Raw genomic sequence first — 16,805 nt, 5'->3', positions numbered from 1 at the left:
TTTACACAAAAGAAACTATTACTCAGCCTCTTCTGCGTCAGCGCCCTCATTTGCTTCATTGAGCTGCTTGATGCTGAGAGAAATTCTCTTTCTCTCGATATCAACATTCAGAACCTTAACAGTTACCTTATCGCCAATAGCAACAACCTCATCCGCAGTCTTAATGCGGCGCTCAGCCAACTCGCCCATTGGAATAAGTCCATCAAGCCCCTGCTCAATGCGCATGAAAGCACCAAATGCCTTCAGGCCAACAATTTCACCGGAGATAACATCACCAGCATGATACTTCTCGGCCTTCTGTACCCATGGGTCAGGCATGGTATCCTTAACACTCAGGGAAATGCGGAGCTTGCCATCCTCACTGGTAGCAATGCTCTTAATCTTAACATCAACCTCCTGACCTTCCTGAAGAACATCAGTAGGGTCCTTAACCCGATTCCAGGAGAAATCAGAAATATGAACAAGACCATCGATGCCACCGATATCGATGAATGCACCGTAGCTAACCAGACGCTTAACAGTACCCTTTACAATATCCCCCTCCTGAACATTTTCCAGCCAGGACTTCAGCTCAGTTTCCAAAAGCTGACGACGGGACAAAACGAGACGCTGCTTGGATGGATCCAGCTCGATAGGCAAAACCTTTACAGTCTGACCCACATACTTGGACAAATCCTTGACAAAATTCAACTCAATCTGAGATGCAGGAATGAAAGCACGAACGCCCAAAGCACGAGCTACCAGACCGCCCTTAACAACCTGAGTAATCTCAGCCTCAATAGGCTCAGCCTTCTCTACGATACCATCCAGTTCCTTCCAGGAAGCCAGACGGTCAGCCTTTACCTTGGAAACAGTCAGGCCATTCTCGCCACCCTTGGCTACAACCAGAACCTCAATAACATCATCAACCTTAACAATGTCCTTAGCAGACTCTGGAGCAGGTTCAGCCAGCTCACTCTTGGCAATAGGCACATCGTTCTTGTTGCCCTGAATGTTAACGATTGCTTCGTTATCATTTACGGCAACAACAGTAGCCTTAACCAAATCGCGCTCATGTATCTCCTTCATAGAATCTTCTGCTGCTAACCAAGCTTCCATTGAATTCATTTCTTCTGACACTTCTTATAAACCTCCTTGATAATCCAGTCCGGAGTAGAAGCTCCGGCTGTGATACCAATTTTTTTAATATTTTCAAACCAATCGTCACGAAGCTCATCTGCTGTTTCGACATGGTAAGTTTTGCATTTTTCTCCACAAAGCTGGGCCAGCCTGGTGGTATTTGCACTGTTCTTGCCCCCCACCACAATCATCATATCCACCTGGGCCGCCAGCTCAACTGCGGCTGACTGACGCTGGTCTGTGGCTGTGCAAATTGTTCTTAATATCTTTAAATCAGTGGATTTATCCAGCAGTCTGCCCACAACATCCCGAAACTTCGTCCCGGAAAAAGTAGTCTGGGCCACTACGCCCAACTTGCCAAACCTCGGCAGACTGTCCGCCTCCTCTTCCGTCTCAATAGCTATCGCCTTATCACCGGCCCACTCCAGAATACTCTTGACCTCCGGATGGTATTTTTCACCGATAATAACTACCTGATAGCCTTCATCCGCCAACATTTTGGCCGATGTTTGAGCCTTGCGGACATGGGGACAGGTGGCATCAACCATTGTCAGGCCCATTTTTTCTACCCGGTCATAAACCTGGGGCCCAACCCCATGAGACCGGATGATGATGTTTCCTTCACTGACCTCATCCAGCGAATCCACTGTTCCAACGCCATTTTCTGCCAGCTTGGCAACCATCTGGGGATTGTGAATAATCGGCCCCAAGGTATTGGTTACCTGATTGGGTGCCGCTGCGTCTTCCGCCAGCTGAATAGCCCGCTTCACACCATAACAAAATCCCAGATTTTCGGCAAGGATTACATCCATAATATTATCACCTAGTACGCCAATTATAAAAAATCTTCAACATACCCATACAGTATATCATTAAATTTCAAACTTGGCTATTTATTTTTATTAAATTATCAATTTTCTCCATAATTTTTTGCGAAAATTCATTTAAAGCCTCTTTGTCATTGTGCTTGCCCTCAAAATACATCGGCTCGCCAAATATGATTTTCAGCTGAGGCAACAGCCCGCCGTTTTGAAAAATCTTATTGGTACCGATAATGGCTGTAGGCACCACCGGGGCCTTACTCATGGCAGCCAACAGTGACACTCCCGCCTCTGCTTTGTGGGTTTTGCCATCCTTGCTGCGGGTTCCTTCCGGAAATACCCCCAGACACAACCCCTGCTTTAAAATCCCCAGAGCAGTTTTGATGGCTCCCCGGTCAGCGGCGCCCCGTTTTACGGGAAAAGCATACAAACTCCGGATAACCGCTCCGGCAATCGCCGGTTTAAAGAGCTCCTCCTTGGCCATATAGGCTACCGGCCGTGGCATATAGGTTCCCGCCACCGGTGGATCCCAGTTACTCAAATGATTGGCTGCCATTATCATGCCCCCCTCTTTGGGAACATTCTCCACCCCAATCACCTTTGTGCGAAACAGGATATTGAATAATACAGTTAAAATAACCTTCAAAATTTTATAAAACATATTTCATCACCTGCATCTTTGAAGAATAGCCTTTACTACTTCCTCGATACTCATATCACTGGTATCCAGCAGTTCAGCATCCTCGGCCTGAACCAACGGGGAGATCTCCCGCTCGCTGTCTGCCTTATCCCTGGCCGCGATTTCTTCCTGCAACTTCTTCAAATCCACATCATAGCCCTTGGCCTTCATTTCCCTGTAGCGGCGGTCTGCCCGTTCCTCTATGGAAGCAGTGAGGAAAATTTTAATATCGGCATTAGGCAACACATTGGTGGCAATATCCCGGCCATCCATGATTACAGAGCCCTCAGTGGCCATTTTTCGCTGTAAATCCGTTAACCGTTCGCGTACCGGCCCCAAAGCCGCCACCTGGGAAACAATTCCCGTAACCTCCGGGGTACGGATTGCTGAAGTAACCTCTGTACCATCAACGAACACTCTGGTTTTCCCATCTTTGTAGTCAAGAACAATATCTATATCCTTCACCACTTCATTGATAAGCTCATCCGTGACCGGCTGATTCTGCTGCAGACTTTTCCATGCCACAGCTCTGTACATCGCCCCGGTATCAATATAAGTAAAGCCCAACTCCTTGGCGGCCAACTGGGCCACGGTACTCTTCCCGGCCCCGGCTGGCCCATCAATAGCAACTACTAATTTTTTCATAAAAACATACCTCTTTATAATGATATTATTTGGTCAATCTATCCAATTCTGCATAGAAGGTCGGATAAGAAATATCAACGCAATCTGCCTGCTCTATCTCCACGCCTTTTCCCGCCAATCCGGCTATAGCCAGACTCATGGCCATACGGTGGTCATCATAGCTAAAGCACTTCGCCATATTCAAACCGCTGCCACCATGGATAATCAGGCCGTCCTCTTTGGCCTCGATACTGCCGCCCAACTGACTGAACTGGGCGTATATAGCATCTATCCGATCAGTTTCCTTCACCCGCAGCTCACCAGCCCCGGTGATAACCGTATCACCGTCAGCAAACATGGCAGCCACGGCAATAGCAGGTATCTCATCCACCAGCCTTGGGATTATATCAGCCCCAAAGAAAGTCCCATGGAGCTGGCTGGCCTTCACCAGAATATCCGCCACTGGTTCTCCGCCGCTCTTTCGTTCATTTATTATGGACAGATCGGCCCCCATAGCCCTCAGCACATCTATAACACCGGTACGGGTCTCATTTATCCCCACATTTTTCAGCAACAGCTCACTGTCTGGAATAATGGATGCCGCCACCAGCCAGAAGGCCGCTGAGCTTATATCTCCCGGCACTATCAGCTCCGCCGGAGCGATTAGCTTCTCCGGAGCCGTGAGGCTTATCCGGTTTTCATCCCGGTTCACTTGTACACCAAACCCCTCCAGCATCAATTCAGTGTGATTGCGGGATGGGTAGGGCTCAATCACCGTTGTTACTCCCTCGGCAAACAGCCCCGCCAGCAAAATCGCTGATTTCACCTGGGCACTGGCCACCGGCATAACATAAGTAATACCCTTTAGGGGCTCCTCCGTCGGCACAATAGTAATCGGCAATTTGGTATTTTCGGCCCGGCCTACTATATTGGCCCCCATTTCCCCTAAAGGCTTTATCACCCGGCCCATAGGTCTCTTATGCAGGGAAGCATCCCCCGTAAAGACTGACACAAAGCTCTGAGGCGCCAGCATTCCCATCATCAACCGCAAAGTGGTTCCGGAATTCCCTGCATTTAGGATAGTTTCCGGCTCCTTCAAGCCATGCAGACCATTCCCCTGCACCATAAGCTCCGTATCATTTATAATATCCACCTTGGCACCCAAGGCCCGCATTACTCCCACCGTGGACAAGCAGTCGGCCGACGGCAGAAAATTGGTAATATGCACCGGGGTATCCCCCAAGGCAGCCAACATCACTGAACGATGGGAAACTGATTTATCTCCCGGAATAGTAAGTTCACCCTTTAACGGCTGTTTAGCCCCCTGTATAATTCGATTTCCCACCTGTCAATCCTCCTGTTCATTCCAAACACACCAATTACCAGCGGCTGCCCCCATTGAAAAGGCCGCCTGCAGGTTATATCCGCCTGTAAAGCCGTCCACATCCACGACTTCACCAGCCAGATACAGATTTTTTACTATTTTTGATTCCATGGTTTTGGGATTTATTTCCTTCACCGATATCCCGCCAGCGGTAACAATCGCCTCCGCTATTGGTCTGGTCCGGGTAACCGTCACAATCAGCCCCTTCAAGGTATTGGCCAACCGATGCCGTTCCTCCTTGGTAATGGAATTCACCATTCGGTCCGGCTCGATATAGGCACCATCCAATACGGGAGCTATCAACCGTCCCGGCAACAAATCCTTTAGGGCATTTTTCATTTCCTTCCGCTGATATTTTTCAAAATCACGGACTATCCGGGCATCCAACTGTTCAAAGGACAAAGCCGGTTTTAAATCTATCAGCAGCTCAACAAAATTACCAGCAGCCAGCAACTGAGCGGCCTGACGGCTCAGTGACAATATAACCGGACCGCTCACCCCAAAATGGGTAAAGAGCATTTCCCCAAACATATCCGCCACCTTGTTTTCCTCGGCCATCAAATACACCCGTACATTCCGCAGGGAAAGGCCCTGCAACTCCGGCACCCATTCCTCCTCCACTTCCAGAGGTACCAGCGATGGCAACGGCAGCTTTATTTCGTGGCCAATTTGCCCCGCCATGGCAAATCCATCCCCAGTGGAACCCGTCCCCGGATAAGATGCACCACCAGTGGCCAGTATCACAGCCTGTCCTGAATAAACTTCCCCCGCCTCGGTCTTAACACCGATGGCTTTGCTATCCTCTACTAAAATTTCTGCCACCCGCTCACCAGTACGGACTTTTACTCCCAGCTCATACAGCCGCAGAACCATGGCCTGTACCACATCGACCGCCCGATCACTGACGGGGAACACCCGGCCACCTCGTTCTACCTTGGTGGGAACCTCCAGACCATTAAAGAAATACTGCACATCCTCGTTGTCAAAGGCCCTAATACAGCTGTTCAAAAATTTGCCATTGCCGGGAATGTTTTTGATTAGTTCTGGGATTTCCGCTGTATTGGTTATATTGCAGCGTCCTTTCCCCGTAATCAGCATTTTCTTCCCCGGCTGCTTCATTTTTTCCAGCACAAGAACACTGGCCCCGTTTTCCGCCGCTTTGATAGCCGCCATCATTCCAGCGGGACCAGCTCCTATTACAATTACATTACTCATATTGTTTCCCCGGCTTTCCGGCAATTTCCTTCAGTTTGGCCACCTCGTCAACAGTCAGCTCACGATAATTCCCCCGGGGAACTCCCGTCAGAGTCAGACCGGCAAACCCAATCCGTTTCAAGGCCATCACCTCATGCCCCACTGCCGCAAACATCCGCCGCACCTGTCGGTTGCGCCCTTCGTGGATAGTAATCTTCACCTTGGACCAATCAGCCTGCTCATTGTAGTCCATCAGCCGAACCGCCGCCGGAGCCGTCAGTCCATCCTCCAGATTAACACCACTCCTTAGCACCTTCAACTGATCTGGCTGCACTTTTCCGTAAACCTTGGCCAGATAAATTTTATTTATCTCATAACGGGGATGCAGTAAGCCGTTCATTAGGTCCCCATCATTGGTCAGCAGCAAAAGCCCTTCCGTATCATAGTCCAGCCGGCCAATCGGATAAATGTACTCAGTCACCTCCGGCAATAAATCCACCACCGTTTTCCGTCCCCGGTCGTCTTTTACCGTGCTAAGATACCCCTTTGGTTTGTTCAGCAAAAAATACCTTTTTGCCTGATTTATATTTATGGCCACACCATCTATGGCTATTTCATCCGCTGCATCAGCCTGGACTCCCAGCTCAGTGACTGCTACACCGTTAAGGGTCACCCGGCCGGCCAGTATCATCCGCTCAGCCTCCCGGCGGGATGCAGCCCCAGCCCGACTAATCAGCTTTTGTATCCGTTCCATTTGTTTACACTCCTTCTTAATAATTAAAACACAAGCCCCCCTAAGTGTCTAGTTTTTTATAATTAGGAATGAGGAATTGGGCGGGTGACATGATGTGTAACATTGCAAAAATATTTATTGATAAAGGAAAAACTTTATTATTTACCAAAATAATGATATATTAAGAGTTAGTGTGCAAAATTTTACTAAATAATATAGAAATTTCTAAAGAAGGAGTAATATACAATGCTTTTAAACCGAAAATCTGTTGAGCTTTTGGCCCCAGCCGGCAACTGGGAAGCCCTGGAGGCGGCTGTGGAAGCCGGTGCTGATGCCGTTTATCTTGGTGGCAAGCATTTCAATATGAGAATGCATCGGAACAAGGACACCAACTTTGACGACGAGATGTTGAAAAAAGCCGTTGAATACACCCACGCCCACGGCGTACACCTGTACATCACCCTGAACAACCTTATCAGCGTGGATGAGGTGGAGCCGTTGAAAAAGTATCTGGCCTATCTGAATGAAATCCGTCCTGATGCCATTCTGGTTCAGGATTTTGCTGTGATGGAGCTGGTGAAGGAAATGGGTATTGATATTCCCCTCCACACTTCCGTGATGATGAACACGCATAACGAGCATGCTATCAAAAAGCTAAAAGAATACGGCATTACCCGTATTGTGGTTGGCCGGGAAATGACCCTGTCCGAAATGTCCTTATTCAAGGAGCGAACCGGTCTTGAAATCGAATATTTTATGCATGGAGATATGTGTATCGCCGAAAGTGGCCAGTGCATTCATTCCGGTGTAGTATTTGGCCAGAGTGGCAACCGGGGCCGGTGCCTGAAGCCATGCCGTTGGCCATACAAACTAATTGATGAAGCTACCGGGGATATTCTTGATCCGGATGATAAGCATGACTACAAGCTGGCCTTGAAGGATATGTGTATGTATCGTAATATTCCGGAGCTGATTCAGGCCGGGGTATTTTCCTTTAAAATAGAGGGGCGGATGCGCCCAGCGGACTTTATCCGCCGAATTGTATCCACCTATCGGAAAGCCATTGATGCCTATATTGCCGACCCGTTTGGCTATCAGGTGGACGAGGATGGCTGGCAGGATTTGTACAAAAACCGGGCCAGAGATTTTACCACTACATTTGCTCTGGGCCAGCCCGATGCCAGTGATATTGGCTTTGATGGTTCCCGGGAGCCACGGTTTTTCAGTGATGCCGTGGAAGAAGCCGGGTTCCAGGACGATATTCTTCGGAGTGAATCCCCAATAGAAAAGACCTTTGACGGCCCACGCCGCTTGTCAGTCCAGGTGTCTGACATCGAGAGTGTGGAAGCCGCTGCAAAGCATGGCGCAGATGTGGTATATCTGGCTGGGGAAGTATTCAAGCCAAACAAACCATTTACTTTGACTGATGTGAAAAAAGCCATCGAAATCGGCCAAAAATATGATACAAAAATCGTAGTCAATACCCCCCGCACCACCATGCGCCGGGAATGTGGCGAGCTGGAACAGTATTTGACTGCAATAAATGAGTTAAAACCGGCTGGGATTATGGTAAGTAATCTGGGCTCCCTGAAGCTGGCTCAGGAGCTGACCAATTTGCCGGTACAGGCCGATTTTTCCTTTAACCTGTTCAACCATATGGCCGCCACCTTTATGAAAAAAAACGGGATTTGTATGGGTACAGCATCGTTGGAACTGTCCTTCGGTCAGTTAAAGAAGCTGGTAGAAAAATCTCCACTGCCAATTGAGGTGATTGTCCATGGTTCCTATGAGTCAATGATTTGTGATCATAATTTCGCGGCCATGATTTTACCATATAAGCATTTGGATAATCCGGAATTTGTTAACCGGCGTTACGCCCTGCAGGATAAGGTTGGCGGTGTTCATTCTCTTAGAATGGACCAGTTTGGCCGGAACCACATCCTCTTTACCAAGGATTTGTGCTACTATCCATATCTGGAAAAGTTTAACGGTATCGGCTCCTTCCGGATTGAGGCCAAGGATTATACCCCGGAACTGGTGGCCGAACTGACCCGGATGTACCACACCGCTTTAAACAAACTGGATAATGGACAGCCTTATTTTGATGCGGCATCATTTACCAAACTGCAGGAAATCAGTCCGCGCCAACTGGGAATCGGAGTATATCGTTTCCGTCAGTCGCAGGACTCACTATAAATTCCTCATTCCCAATTCCATCACTACCCCCTCAGTCATCTAAAGATGCCAGCTCCCCCAAGGGAGCCGAGGAGAAATTCCCCATTCCTAATTCCTAATTATTAAAATTCTAGGAGGTATTGATAATGTCATTGGAAAAGCCTATTGGCCCGGAAGCCATACTGGAAAAGAAGAAAAAATATATTATGCCTTGTCTGGCCCACTTCTATAAAGAGCCTCGTCAGTTCGTCAAGGGTGAAATGCAATACCTGTTTGACAGTGAAGGAAAGAAATATCTGGACTGCTTCGCCGGTGTCTCGGTTATAAACTGCGGTCATTGCAATCCGGAAATCAATGATAATGTAGTAAAGCAGGTTCAGTCCCTGCAACATGTGTGCAATATTTACCTTACCGAAAATTTCGTCAACTTGGCAGAAAAGCTGGCCCAGGTGACACCGGGGGATTTGCAGAAGACCTTCTTTTGCTCCACTGGTACTGAAGCCAACGAAGGAGCTATGCTGCTGGCCTCCATCTACACCGGCAATGACGAGTTCATCAGTCTGCGAAACGGACTCCACGGCCGCACCAAGCTGACCATGAGTGTGACCGGCATTCAGATGTGGCGCACTGACCCCCATCCTTGCGGTGGTATCCATTTTGCACCAAACGCATACTGCTACCGCTGTCCTATGGGCAAAAGGTATCCGGAATGTGATCTGGCCTGTGCCAATGCTGTGGAGGATATTATCAAGACGGCAACCAGCGGTCATCCGGCGGCGATGATTGCCGAGGCCATTCAGGGCAACGCCGGCATCATTACCCCACCGAAGGGGTATTTCAAGCGGGTGAAGGAAATTCTGGAGCATTACGGCGCCTTGCTGATAATCGACGAGGTCCAGACTGGCTTTGCCCGTACCGGCAAGATGTTTGCCATTGAAAACTACGATGTAGCACCGGACATTATGACCATGGCCAAGGCTCTGGGCAACGGAGCCCCTATTTCCGCCTTTACGGCCACGGCCAAGATTGCCGACAGCTACACTAAGCCTGGTGCATCTACTCTGGGTGGCAACCCAGTATCCTCTATGGCTGGGCTTGGGGTACTGAACTACATTGAGAAGCACGATTTGATGAAAAATGCCCGGGAGCGAGGCCAACAGCTGTATGACGGACTGGTGGAGCTGCAGAAAAAATACCCTATTATTGGGGATATCCGGGGCTATGGCTTGATGCGAGGGGCCGAATTCGTCCACGCGGACCAGAGTCCGGCGGCCGACGAGCTGGATATGATTCTGGAAGAAATGAAAAACCGGGGCTTCATTATCGGCAAGAACGGCATCAGCCGCAATGTAATGGCCTTCCAGCCACCGCTGGTCATCACCGAGCAGGATATCAACAATGTGCTGAACACTCTGGATGATGTAATGGGAACCGTAATTAAATAATTATCGGCACTATAAAAGGGATATAACAGATGAATATCTGCTATATCCCTTATTTTTTACTGCAAGTCCTCAATGGCCTGGGCTGCTCCCATAATACCGATAACAGCGTGTTCAAAGGTAACGCCGCCCTGCATATATACATTGTATGGTGCCCGCATCGGACCATCAGCACTCAGTTCAATGGATGCCCCCTGTACAAAGGTACCAGCCGCCATAATAACCTGGTCCTCATAGCCTGGCATATCCCACGGCTCCGGTGCCGCAAAGGAATCCACCGGTGAATACTTTTGAATGCCACCGCAGAAGGCCACCAATTTTTCCGGTGAATTGAGCTGCACTGCCTGAATAATATCCCCCCGCACATCGGTAGGCAATGGCAAGGTGTTGTAGCCAAGCTTACTGAACAGCCCGGCGGCAAATACAGCCCCCTTGATGGCCTGAGCCACCACATGCGGAGCCATAAACAGCCCCTGGAAAATCATCCGGTTATTGGCCAGGGACGCCCCCAGCTCATCCCCCATGCCTGGGGAAGTCAACCGATAGGAGGCCAGCTCCACCAACTCATCCCTGCCTACAATATAGCCACCGGTAAGGGCAATACCGCCCCCAGGATTTTTGATAAGGGAGCCGGCCATAATGTCGGCCCCCACCTGAACCGGTTCCTTGGTATCCACAAATTCACCGTAGCAATTATCAACAAAGCAGACACAATCCGGCTTTACCCGATGCACCTCGGTACAGATGGCCTCAATATCCGCGATACTCAATGGGTCCCGCAACGAGTACCCCCGGGACCGCTGGATAAGTACCATTTTGGTATCAGGGGTAAGCTTGGCCGCAATGCCGGCCATATCCACCTTGCCGTCAACCATATCCAGCTCATCGTATTTTATACCAAATTCCTTTAATGACCCCTTGCTTTCTGCCGCATAGCCAATCACGGTCTGCATGGTGTCATATGGTGCCCCGGTCAGGGAAACCAGCTTATCCCCCGGACGAAGTATGCCAAACAGCACCGTAGCCAGGGTATGGGTACCGGATACTAATTGGGTGCGTACCAAAGCCCGTTCTGCGCCAAACACCTTGGCATACAGCTCATCCGCCTTCATCCGTCCCACATCACTGTAAGCATAGCCGGATGTGGTGTTAAAGTGACTCTCCCCCACCTGGCACTCCCGCATGGCATCCAACACCTTCAGGGTATTTATCTCAGCAATATTGTCAATCCGCTGAAACATGGGCTGGCTTTCCGCCATAACCTGTTTTTTTAATTCCATCAATTTATCTGAAAAAGCCATTATTCTACTCCTTAATCTCATATGGCAAATACGGCTCTGCCTCGGTTACCGGCAATTCGGCTTCCACCAGGGTACCGTTTTCACCATAATCTGTATTCAAAATATGGGCCTCGTTATGCAGCCTGGTCACAAGACTGCCCTCCGTATACGGAATGCACAGCTTTAAAACCACCTTCCCCCGGTTGAAGAAGCTGGCCAGCTTTTCCCGCAATTCCCCCAGTCCGATCTGACTTTGGGCCGATATGACCACTCCGTCCCGGTCCTGCAACATACGCATGGCATCAAAGTCACTGCCACCGTCTTCCATAAGCCGATCTGCCTTATTAAAAACAAAGATAGCCGGCTTTTCCTTGGCACCGATTTCCTCCAACACCTGCATAACAGCCTTTATCTGCAATTCATAATTTGGATTGCTGGCATCCACCACATGCACCAGCAAATCAGCTTCCGTGGTCTCCTCCAGGGTGGCCTGAAAGGCACTGACCAAGGTGTGGGGCAGCTTTTGTATAAAGCCAACCGTATCTGTCAAGAGAATTTGCTGCTTATCATCCAAATTCACCAGACGGGTAGTAGGATCCAATGTGGCAAACAGCTTGTCCTCTGCCAAAACCTCCGCATCGGACAGGGCGTTTAAAATGGTGGATTTCCCCGCATTGGTATAGCCCACCAGCGCCGCCGACGCCAAGGCAGAATGCTTGCGCTGCTTTCGGTGCAGACTCCGCTGTTCCTTCAGCTTTCTTATTTTTTCCTCCAGCTCATGAATGCGCCCATGAATCCGGCGCCGGTCCATTTCCAGTTTGGTTTCCCCGGGACCTCTGGTGCCAATACCGCCCCCCAGTCGGGAGAGTACCAGTCCCTGTCCTCCCAGCCGTGGCAGATTATATTTCAACTGGGCCAGCTCTACCTGCAGTTTGCCGGCACTGGACCGGGCCCGCTGGGCAAATATATCCAAAATCAGAGCCGTCCGGTCCACCACTCTCAGGCCGGTATTCAATTCCAAATTCCGTTGCTGTGATGGGGAAATCTCATCATCTACTATTAAAAGGTCCGCCTCCACATTCTGGGCCAGCATAGCGATTTCCTCCACCTTGCCCTTGCCCAGAAAATAGGCATTATCCGGCTTATCCTTATTTTGAATGACCTGGGCCACCACCTGAGCGCCGGCCGTTTCCGCCAACCCCTTTAATTCAGCCAGGGAGTCCTCCACCTGCCAGCCATCCCTGGTGCTACTAAATGCTACGCCGGCCAATATGGCCTTTTCCGGCCGATCCTGGGTATCCTTCAGCTGATTTTTCCCCAGTTCATTATTGACCATTACCACTAACTGAACCAGATCTATGGCATTAAGCTCCTTTAGGGGGATTTCCTTCGTGCCCCGGACAATATAATCCCCGTCCTCGGTCTGTTCCCCGGTAAGAAACCCCATACTGCCGTATATCTTGCCGTTTTTCCGGCCAATAGCCACCATACAGTCAAACCGCAGGCTTTTCAGCGAGGATATATCCGGACCGCTAAGCCGGGTATCACTGCTGGGATGGGTATGAATGCACCGCACCCCGGACAGGCGTATATTGCTCCGCTGCTTCACCTCCGGCAATTCCACCGTGGCATCGTCTCCGACGGACACCTTGATAACATTACCCTTGCGGTTAATGTATACCGCAACCTCCCGCCCCAAAACATCCGTCAGCTCCAGCATTTTTTCCGCTGCTTCCCGGGTGATAATCTGGCCGGAAGGGGCCTCGATGTCATAGAGGGATTCCAACTGGCTGATAACGCCGGCTTTTATATTGGCCAGATTTCCGTTTACCTGCATACAATCACCTGTTAATAATGTTCTGGATATTTTTCAGGGTAATGGACATAGAGCCATCATCGTTTTTGAAAAATTCCACAAACTCCGTGTTCTCAAAATAATCAGTGGGAATGGTTATCTCTATACCGGTATCGGTACTAAGCTTGTGCTTGCGCATTTTCTTCAAGGTGGCCTCCTGATTGACCTCCACCGGTTCCGCAAAGCCAGCTTCTTCCATGGCCTGACTGTAATCAGCCTGCATGGACGGGTTATCCTGAAAAACCTCCTTGCCCACGGCCACCGGGTCAATCACTGCCTCATTTTGAATATTTTCCGAGATGAAATTCTTTACTGCCGTCACCGCCGCCACTTCGTCCTGGCAATAGGCCTCCGCCACTTTTTTGACCACCTTGTTGATTTCCTTGATGGTCTCGGCCGGGGACGGAGTCTGACCGCATTCCAGCAACAGCTCCGGAATAAGGTAAATGGCATTGCCGTCCACATTATATTTTCTGGATTTGGATAAAACCTCCATATTTTCCAGGTTAATAAATACAAATTCGTCCATTTTTTGGGTAAGTCCCGGCAATATGGCATAATTATTTACCAGCTCGGTGTTTATCTTGCCTTCCTCGTCCACATTCACCTGATGCACATAGCCCTGATGATTATTGCATTTAAAAATCACCAGCTGCCGCACCTCATCAATACGGGCATCGCAGATAAGCACATCGGCCGAAGTCACCGCCTCAGCCGTAATCAGCAGCTTGTACAGGGAAGCGGCTATTTCCCGGGAAAGGGCGATAAAATCCATTTCCTCATTCTTATAGCCTTCCACCAGTGATTTAAACTCGCTGTCGGTATAAAAGGTCCCCTTCTTGGCATCCTGGCTGGTCACAGACTTCTCAATGTGCTTTATGAGAAATTCCACCGTGGATAAATCCATATTTAAAAGCTTGTCGGAAAACACCTCGTTAGCTTCGTTGACATCCAAAATGTGCAATATTGCTTTATCGATAACTACCATAATCCACCTCAACAAAAAGCTGCTGTCCATAACAGCAGCTAAAATCAACTCGATATATTTTATCACGATGGATAGTTATCCGCAACTTGTTCAACGATATTTCAATGCCCATGGTTCGTATATTCATATACTGATCAGCACACGGAAAATTCTATACAATGGTTTAATTTCCTCGTTTTCTTATCCAATCCTGTCAAGAAACTTTTTGGGCGTATTCCTCCCCAAAGAAATCAGCTATTTTGGCCTTTGCCTGCTGCTTTATCTCATCGGTGATATACGCTTGGGCCAGAACCAGCGCCAAGGCAATGGCCGCCGCATCATCGGTATAGCCTACCCCAGGCATAATGTCAGGAATAAAGTCAATTGGCGCAATCAGGTAACCCAAGGCACCGTATATCCCGGCCTTCACTCTGGTGGGACACTCCGGGGACCTGGCCACATAATACAGCTGCAAGGCTTTATACACCACATCCAGACCGATTTTGGTGGCATACTTCTTGATTTTCTGCCATAAACCATCCTCAGAATACTTGTCCTGATATGCGTTGATGGTATCCTCATTCATATCATAATCCTGCTTTGGCTCGCCATCAGTAAATTCCTTCAAATCTTCCTCGTTGACATTTATTTGCTCAGCCATATAACCAGCCTCCCTATACACCTCTCGCCAGACCACATTTCTTAACTCTATTATATCACCATTGTAGAATTTGTCTTCCAACCTATCACATATAAAACAATAACTGTCCGTTTTTGAGACGATGCATCGATATATGCATTTTCGTGTAAAAACAGCATTGTATAAAGTGCCTTTTCGTGTAAAAACAGCATTGTATAAAGTGCCTTTTCGTGATAAAATTCCATTAACAAAAGTGCCTTTTGGTGTAATATTTTCCTTGGAGATGTTGAAAAATGGACATTAAGAGAAAAATCTACAATAATATGCTGGAATGGAAAAAGATGGATAATGGCAATAGTGCTTTACTCATTGAAGGTGCCCGCCGAGTAGGCAAAAGCTTTATTACTAAAAAATTTGCTAAAAATGAGTATAAAAGCTACATATTAATCGATTTTGCCAAAGCAGGCAGGGACATTCATGAACTGTTTAACAATGTCGGCGAGGATTTTAACCATCTGTTTGCCGTATTATCTGCTTCATACAAGACTAAGCTTTATCCACGGGAATCTGTAATAATTTTTGACGAGATACAATTATGCCCGGCAGCACGGCAACTAGTTAAATATCTTGTTGAGGACGGAAGATACGATTATATTGAAACCGGCTCACTGATAACCCTTAAGCAAAATAAAAAAAACATCGTCATCCCCTCTGAAGAAGAAGTAATAAAAATGTACCCCTTGGACTTTGAGGAATTTTTATGGGCAATAGGTGATGAAGTAAGCTATCCGTTAATACAAGAGCATTACAAGTCAAAAAAACCGCTGGGCCAAACTCTCCATCGAAGCATTATGATAAAATTCAGGCATTATATGCTTGTGGGCGGAATGCCTCAGGCTGTGGCTGCGTATGCAAAAAATAGTGATTTTCAGGCAGCTGACAGAATAAAACGACGTATCCTGCATCTTTACAAAGAAGATATTGCAAAATTCGCCTCAGGCTATGAGAGCAAGGTTTATGCAATTTTTGATGACATACCAGGTCAATTATCAAAAAAAGAAAAAAAATACAAGCTATCATCCCTCGGTAAATCAGCCCGAATGCGGGAATATGAAGACTCTTTTGTGTGGCTGGATGAAGCCATGGTCATTAATCCATGTTTTAACGCCACCGAGCCAACCATAGGTTTAAAACTAAGTGAAGACCATACCACTCAAAAAATCTATATGGCAGACACCGGTTTATTGGTTACATTGGCATTTCAGGATAATTCTTATATGGATAATCACTTGTACCAAAGCATTCTTTTGGACAAGCTCAATGTCAACGAAGGTATGTTGATGGAAAATATAGTTGCACAAATGCTACGAACTGCCGGGCATAAACTATATTTTTATTCACGTAGTGATAAAAACAGGCGTGAAAACAATATGGAAATTGATTTCTTGATAAAGCAAAGAAACACTATCTGCCCAGTGGAAGTTAAGTCAGCCACTTACAAAAAGCATTCTTCCCTAAATAAATTTATTAATAATTTTTCAAAACGCCTGGGTAATAAATACGTACTTTATCCAAAAGATATTATGGAAAAAGATGGGGTTATACATTTGCCATTGTATATGGCAGGGCTGTTATTGGAATAATCACATTGACCTTCCTAGTGATATTTCATATGAATACAGTACTCTATGCTAAACAGTTCGCTATATTCTAGGAGAACCCCATATTAAAAGCCAAGGTATCCAGCAAATTGCTGTGATAACTTGGCTTTTGTGTACAAGGCGAGAGTATGAAAGATTTTCTTGCCATAATAAAAGGCCTCCTATGATTTTATTTTACCATAGAAGACCTTAAAGGTTATTGTTAATATTATTTACAGAAAAACTTTCACA

14 protein-coding genes are annotated in these 16,805 nt (G+C 47.7%); 3 read left to right on the top strand and 11 right to left on the bottom strand.

Annotated features, from left to right (window positions below; translation table 11 throughout):
- Positions 1–18: 18 nt before the first annotated feature.
- From rpsA to QZV24_RS00555, 7 genes are all read right to left on the bottom strand, one after another.
- Positions 19–1,119: a 30S ribosomal protein S1 gene (gene rpsA, locus QZV24_RS00585; protein WP_290655097.1), complete on the bottom strand. Its 1,101-nt coding sequence runs from the start codon at positions 1,117–1,119 to the stop codon at positions 19–21.
- Positions 1,104–1,931: a 4-hydroxy-3-methylbut-2-enyl diphosphate reductase gene (gene ispH, locus QZV24_RS00580; protein ID WP_294518638.1), complete on the bottom strand. Its 828-nt coding sequence runs from the start codon at positions 1,929–1,931 to the stop codon at positions 1,104–1,106. Before ispH ends, rpsA begins: the two co-directional genes overlap by 16 nt.
- Before the next feature lie 67 nt (positions 1,932–1,998).
- Positions 1,999–2,601, bottom strand: a complete 603-nt coding sequence (locus QZV24_RS00575; protein WP_294518635.1) for a 1-acyl-sn-glycerol-3-phosphate acyltransferase — start codon at positions 2,599–2,601, stop codon at positions 1,999–2,001.
- A 6-nt stretch (positions 2,602–2,607) separates the two neighbouring features.
- Positions 2,608–3,264: a (d)CMP kinase gene (gene cmk / locus QZV24_RS00570; RefSeq protein WP_294518632.1), complete on the bottom strand. Its 657-nt coding sequence runs from the start codon at positions 3,262–3,264 to the stop codon at positions 2,608–2,610.
- Positions 3,265–3,289: 25 nt separating this feature from the next.
- Positions 3,290–4,588, bottom strand: coding sequence for a 3-phosphoshikimate 1-carboxyvinyltransferase (gene aroA, locus QZV24_RS00565; RefSeq protein WP_294518629.1), 1,299 nt, complete (start codon positions 4,586–4,588; stop codon positions 3,290–3,292).
- Between the two features lie 3 nt (positions 4,589–4,591).
- Entirely contained in the window at positions 4,592–5,842 is a 1,251-nt protein-coding gene (locus QZV24_RS00560) for an NAD(P)/FAD-dependent oxidoreductase (protein WP_294518626.1), read from the bottom strand.
- Entirely contained in the window at positions 5,835–6,575 is a 741-nt protein-coding gene (locus tag QZV24_RS00555) for a pseudouridine synthase (RefSeq protein WP_294518624.1), read from the bottom strand. Before QZV24_RS00555 ends, QZV24_RS00560 begins: the two co-directional genes overlap by 8 nt.
- 225 nt (positions 6,576–6,800) lie before the next feature.
- Between QZV24_RS00555 and QZV24_RS00550 the strand changes: the two genes are divergently transcribed.
- Positions 6,801–8,750 (top strand): peptidase U32 family protein, encoded by a 1,950-nt coding sequence (locus QZV24_RS00550; RefSeq protein WP_294518621.1) that lies wholly within the window; start codon positions 6,801–6,803, stop codon positions 8,748–8,750.
- A 125-nt stretch (positions 8,751–8,875) separates the two neighbouring features.
- Positions 8,876–10,174, top strand: a complete 1,299-nt coding sequence (locus QZV24_RS00545; RefSeq protein WP_294518618.1) for an aspartate aminotransferase family protein — start codon at positions 8,876–8,878, stop codon at positions 10,172–10,174.
- A gap of 56 nt (positions 10,175–10,230) precedes the next feature.
- Here QZV24_RS00545 and QZV24_RS00540 read toward each other — a convergent pair whose 3' ends face one another.
- The 4 genes from QZV24_RS00540 to QZV24_RS00525 all read right to left on the bottom strand — a co-directional run bounded on the left by QZV24_RS00540 (position 10,231) and on the right by QZV24_RS00525 (position 14,934).
- On the bottom strand, positions 10,231–11,472 hold the full coding sequence (locus QZV24_RS00540) for a methionine gamma-lyase family protein (RefSeq protein WP_294518615.1): 1,242 nt from the start codon (positions 11,470–11,472) through the stop codon (positions 10,231–10,233).
- Between the two features lie 4 nt (positions 11,473–11,476).
- Complete coding sequence (hflX, locus tag QZV24_RS00535; RefSeq protein WP_294518612.1) at positions 11,477–13,288, bottom strand: GTPase HflX; 1,812 nt, start codon at positions 13,286–13,288, stop codon at positions 11,477–11,479.
- 4 nt (positions 13,289–13,292) lie between these two features.
- The gene (locus QZV24_RS00530; RefSeq protein ID WP_294518609.1) at positions 13,293–14,294 is read right to left on the bottom strand and encodes a nucleoid-associated protein; all 1,002 of its coding nucleotides are present in this window, start codon (positions 14,292–14,294) and stop codon (positions 13,293–13,295) included.
- Between the two features lie 193 nt (positions 14,295–14,487).
- A complete protein-coding gene (locus QZV24_RS00525; RefSeq protein WP_363137658.1) occupies positions 14,488–14,934 on the bottom strand; it encodes a YkvA family protein in 447 nt (148 codons plus the stop codon).
- Between the two features lie 272 nt (positions 14,935–15,206).
- Between QZV24_RS00525 and QZV24_RS00520 the strand changes: the two genes are divergently transcribed.
- Entirely contained in the window at positions 15,207–16,556 is a 1,350-nt protein-coding gene (locus QZV24_RS00520) for an ATP-binding protein (protein ID WP_294518606.1), read from the top strand.
- Positions 16,557–16,805 lie beyond the last annotated feature (249 nt).

The organism is uncultured Anaerovibrio sp., from assembly GCA_902786545.1.
Lineage (GTDB): Bacteria > Bacillota > Negativicutes > Selenomonadales > Selenomonadaceae > Anaerovibrio.
Note: the sequence above shows the minus strand (reverse complement) of the source record. Positions and strands in the feature narration are given on the sequence as shown.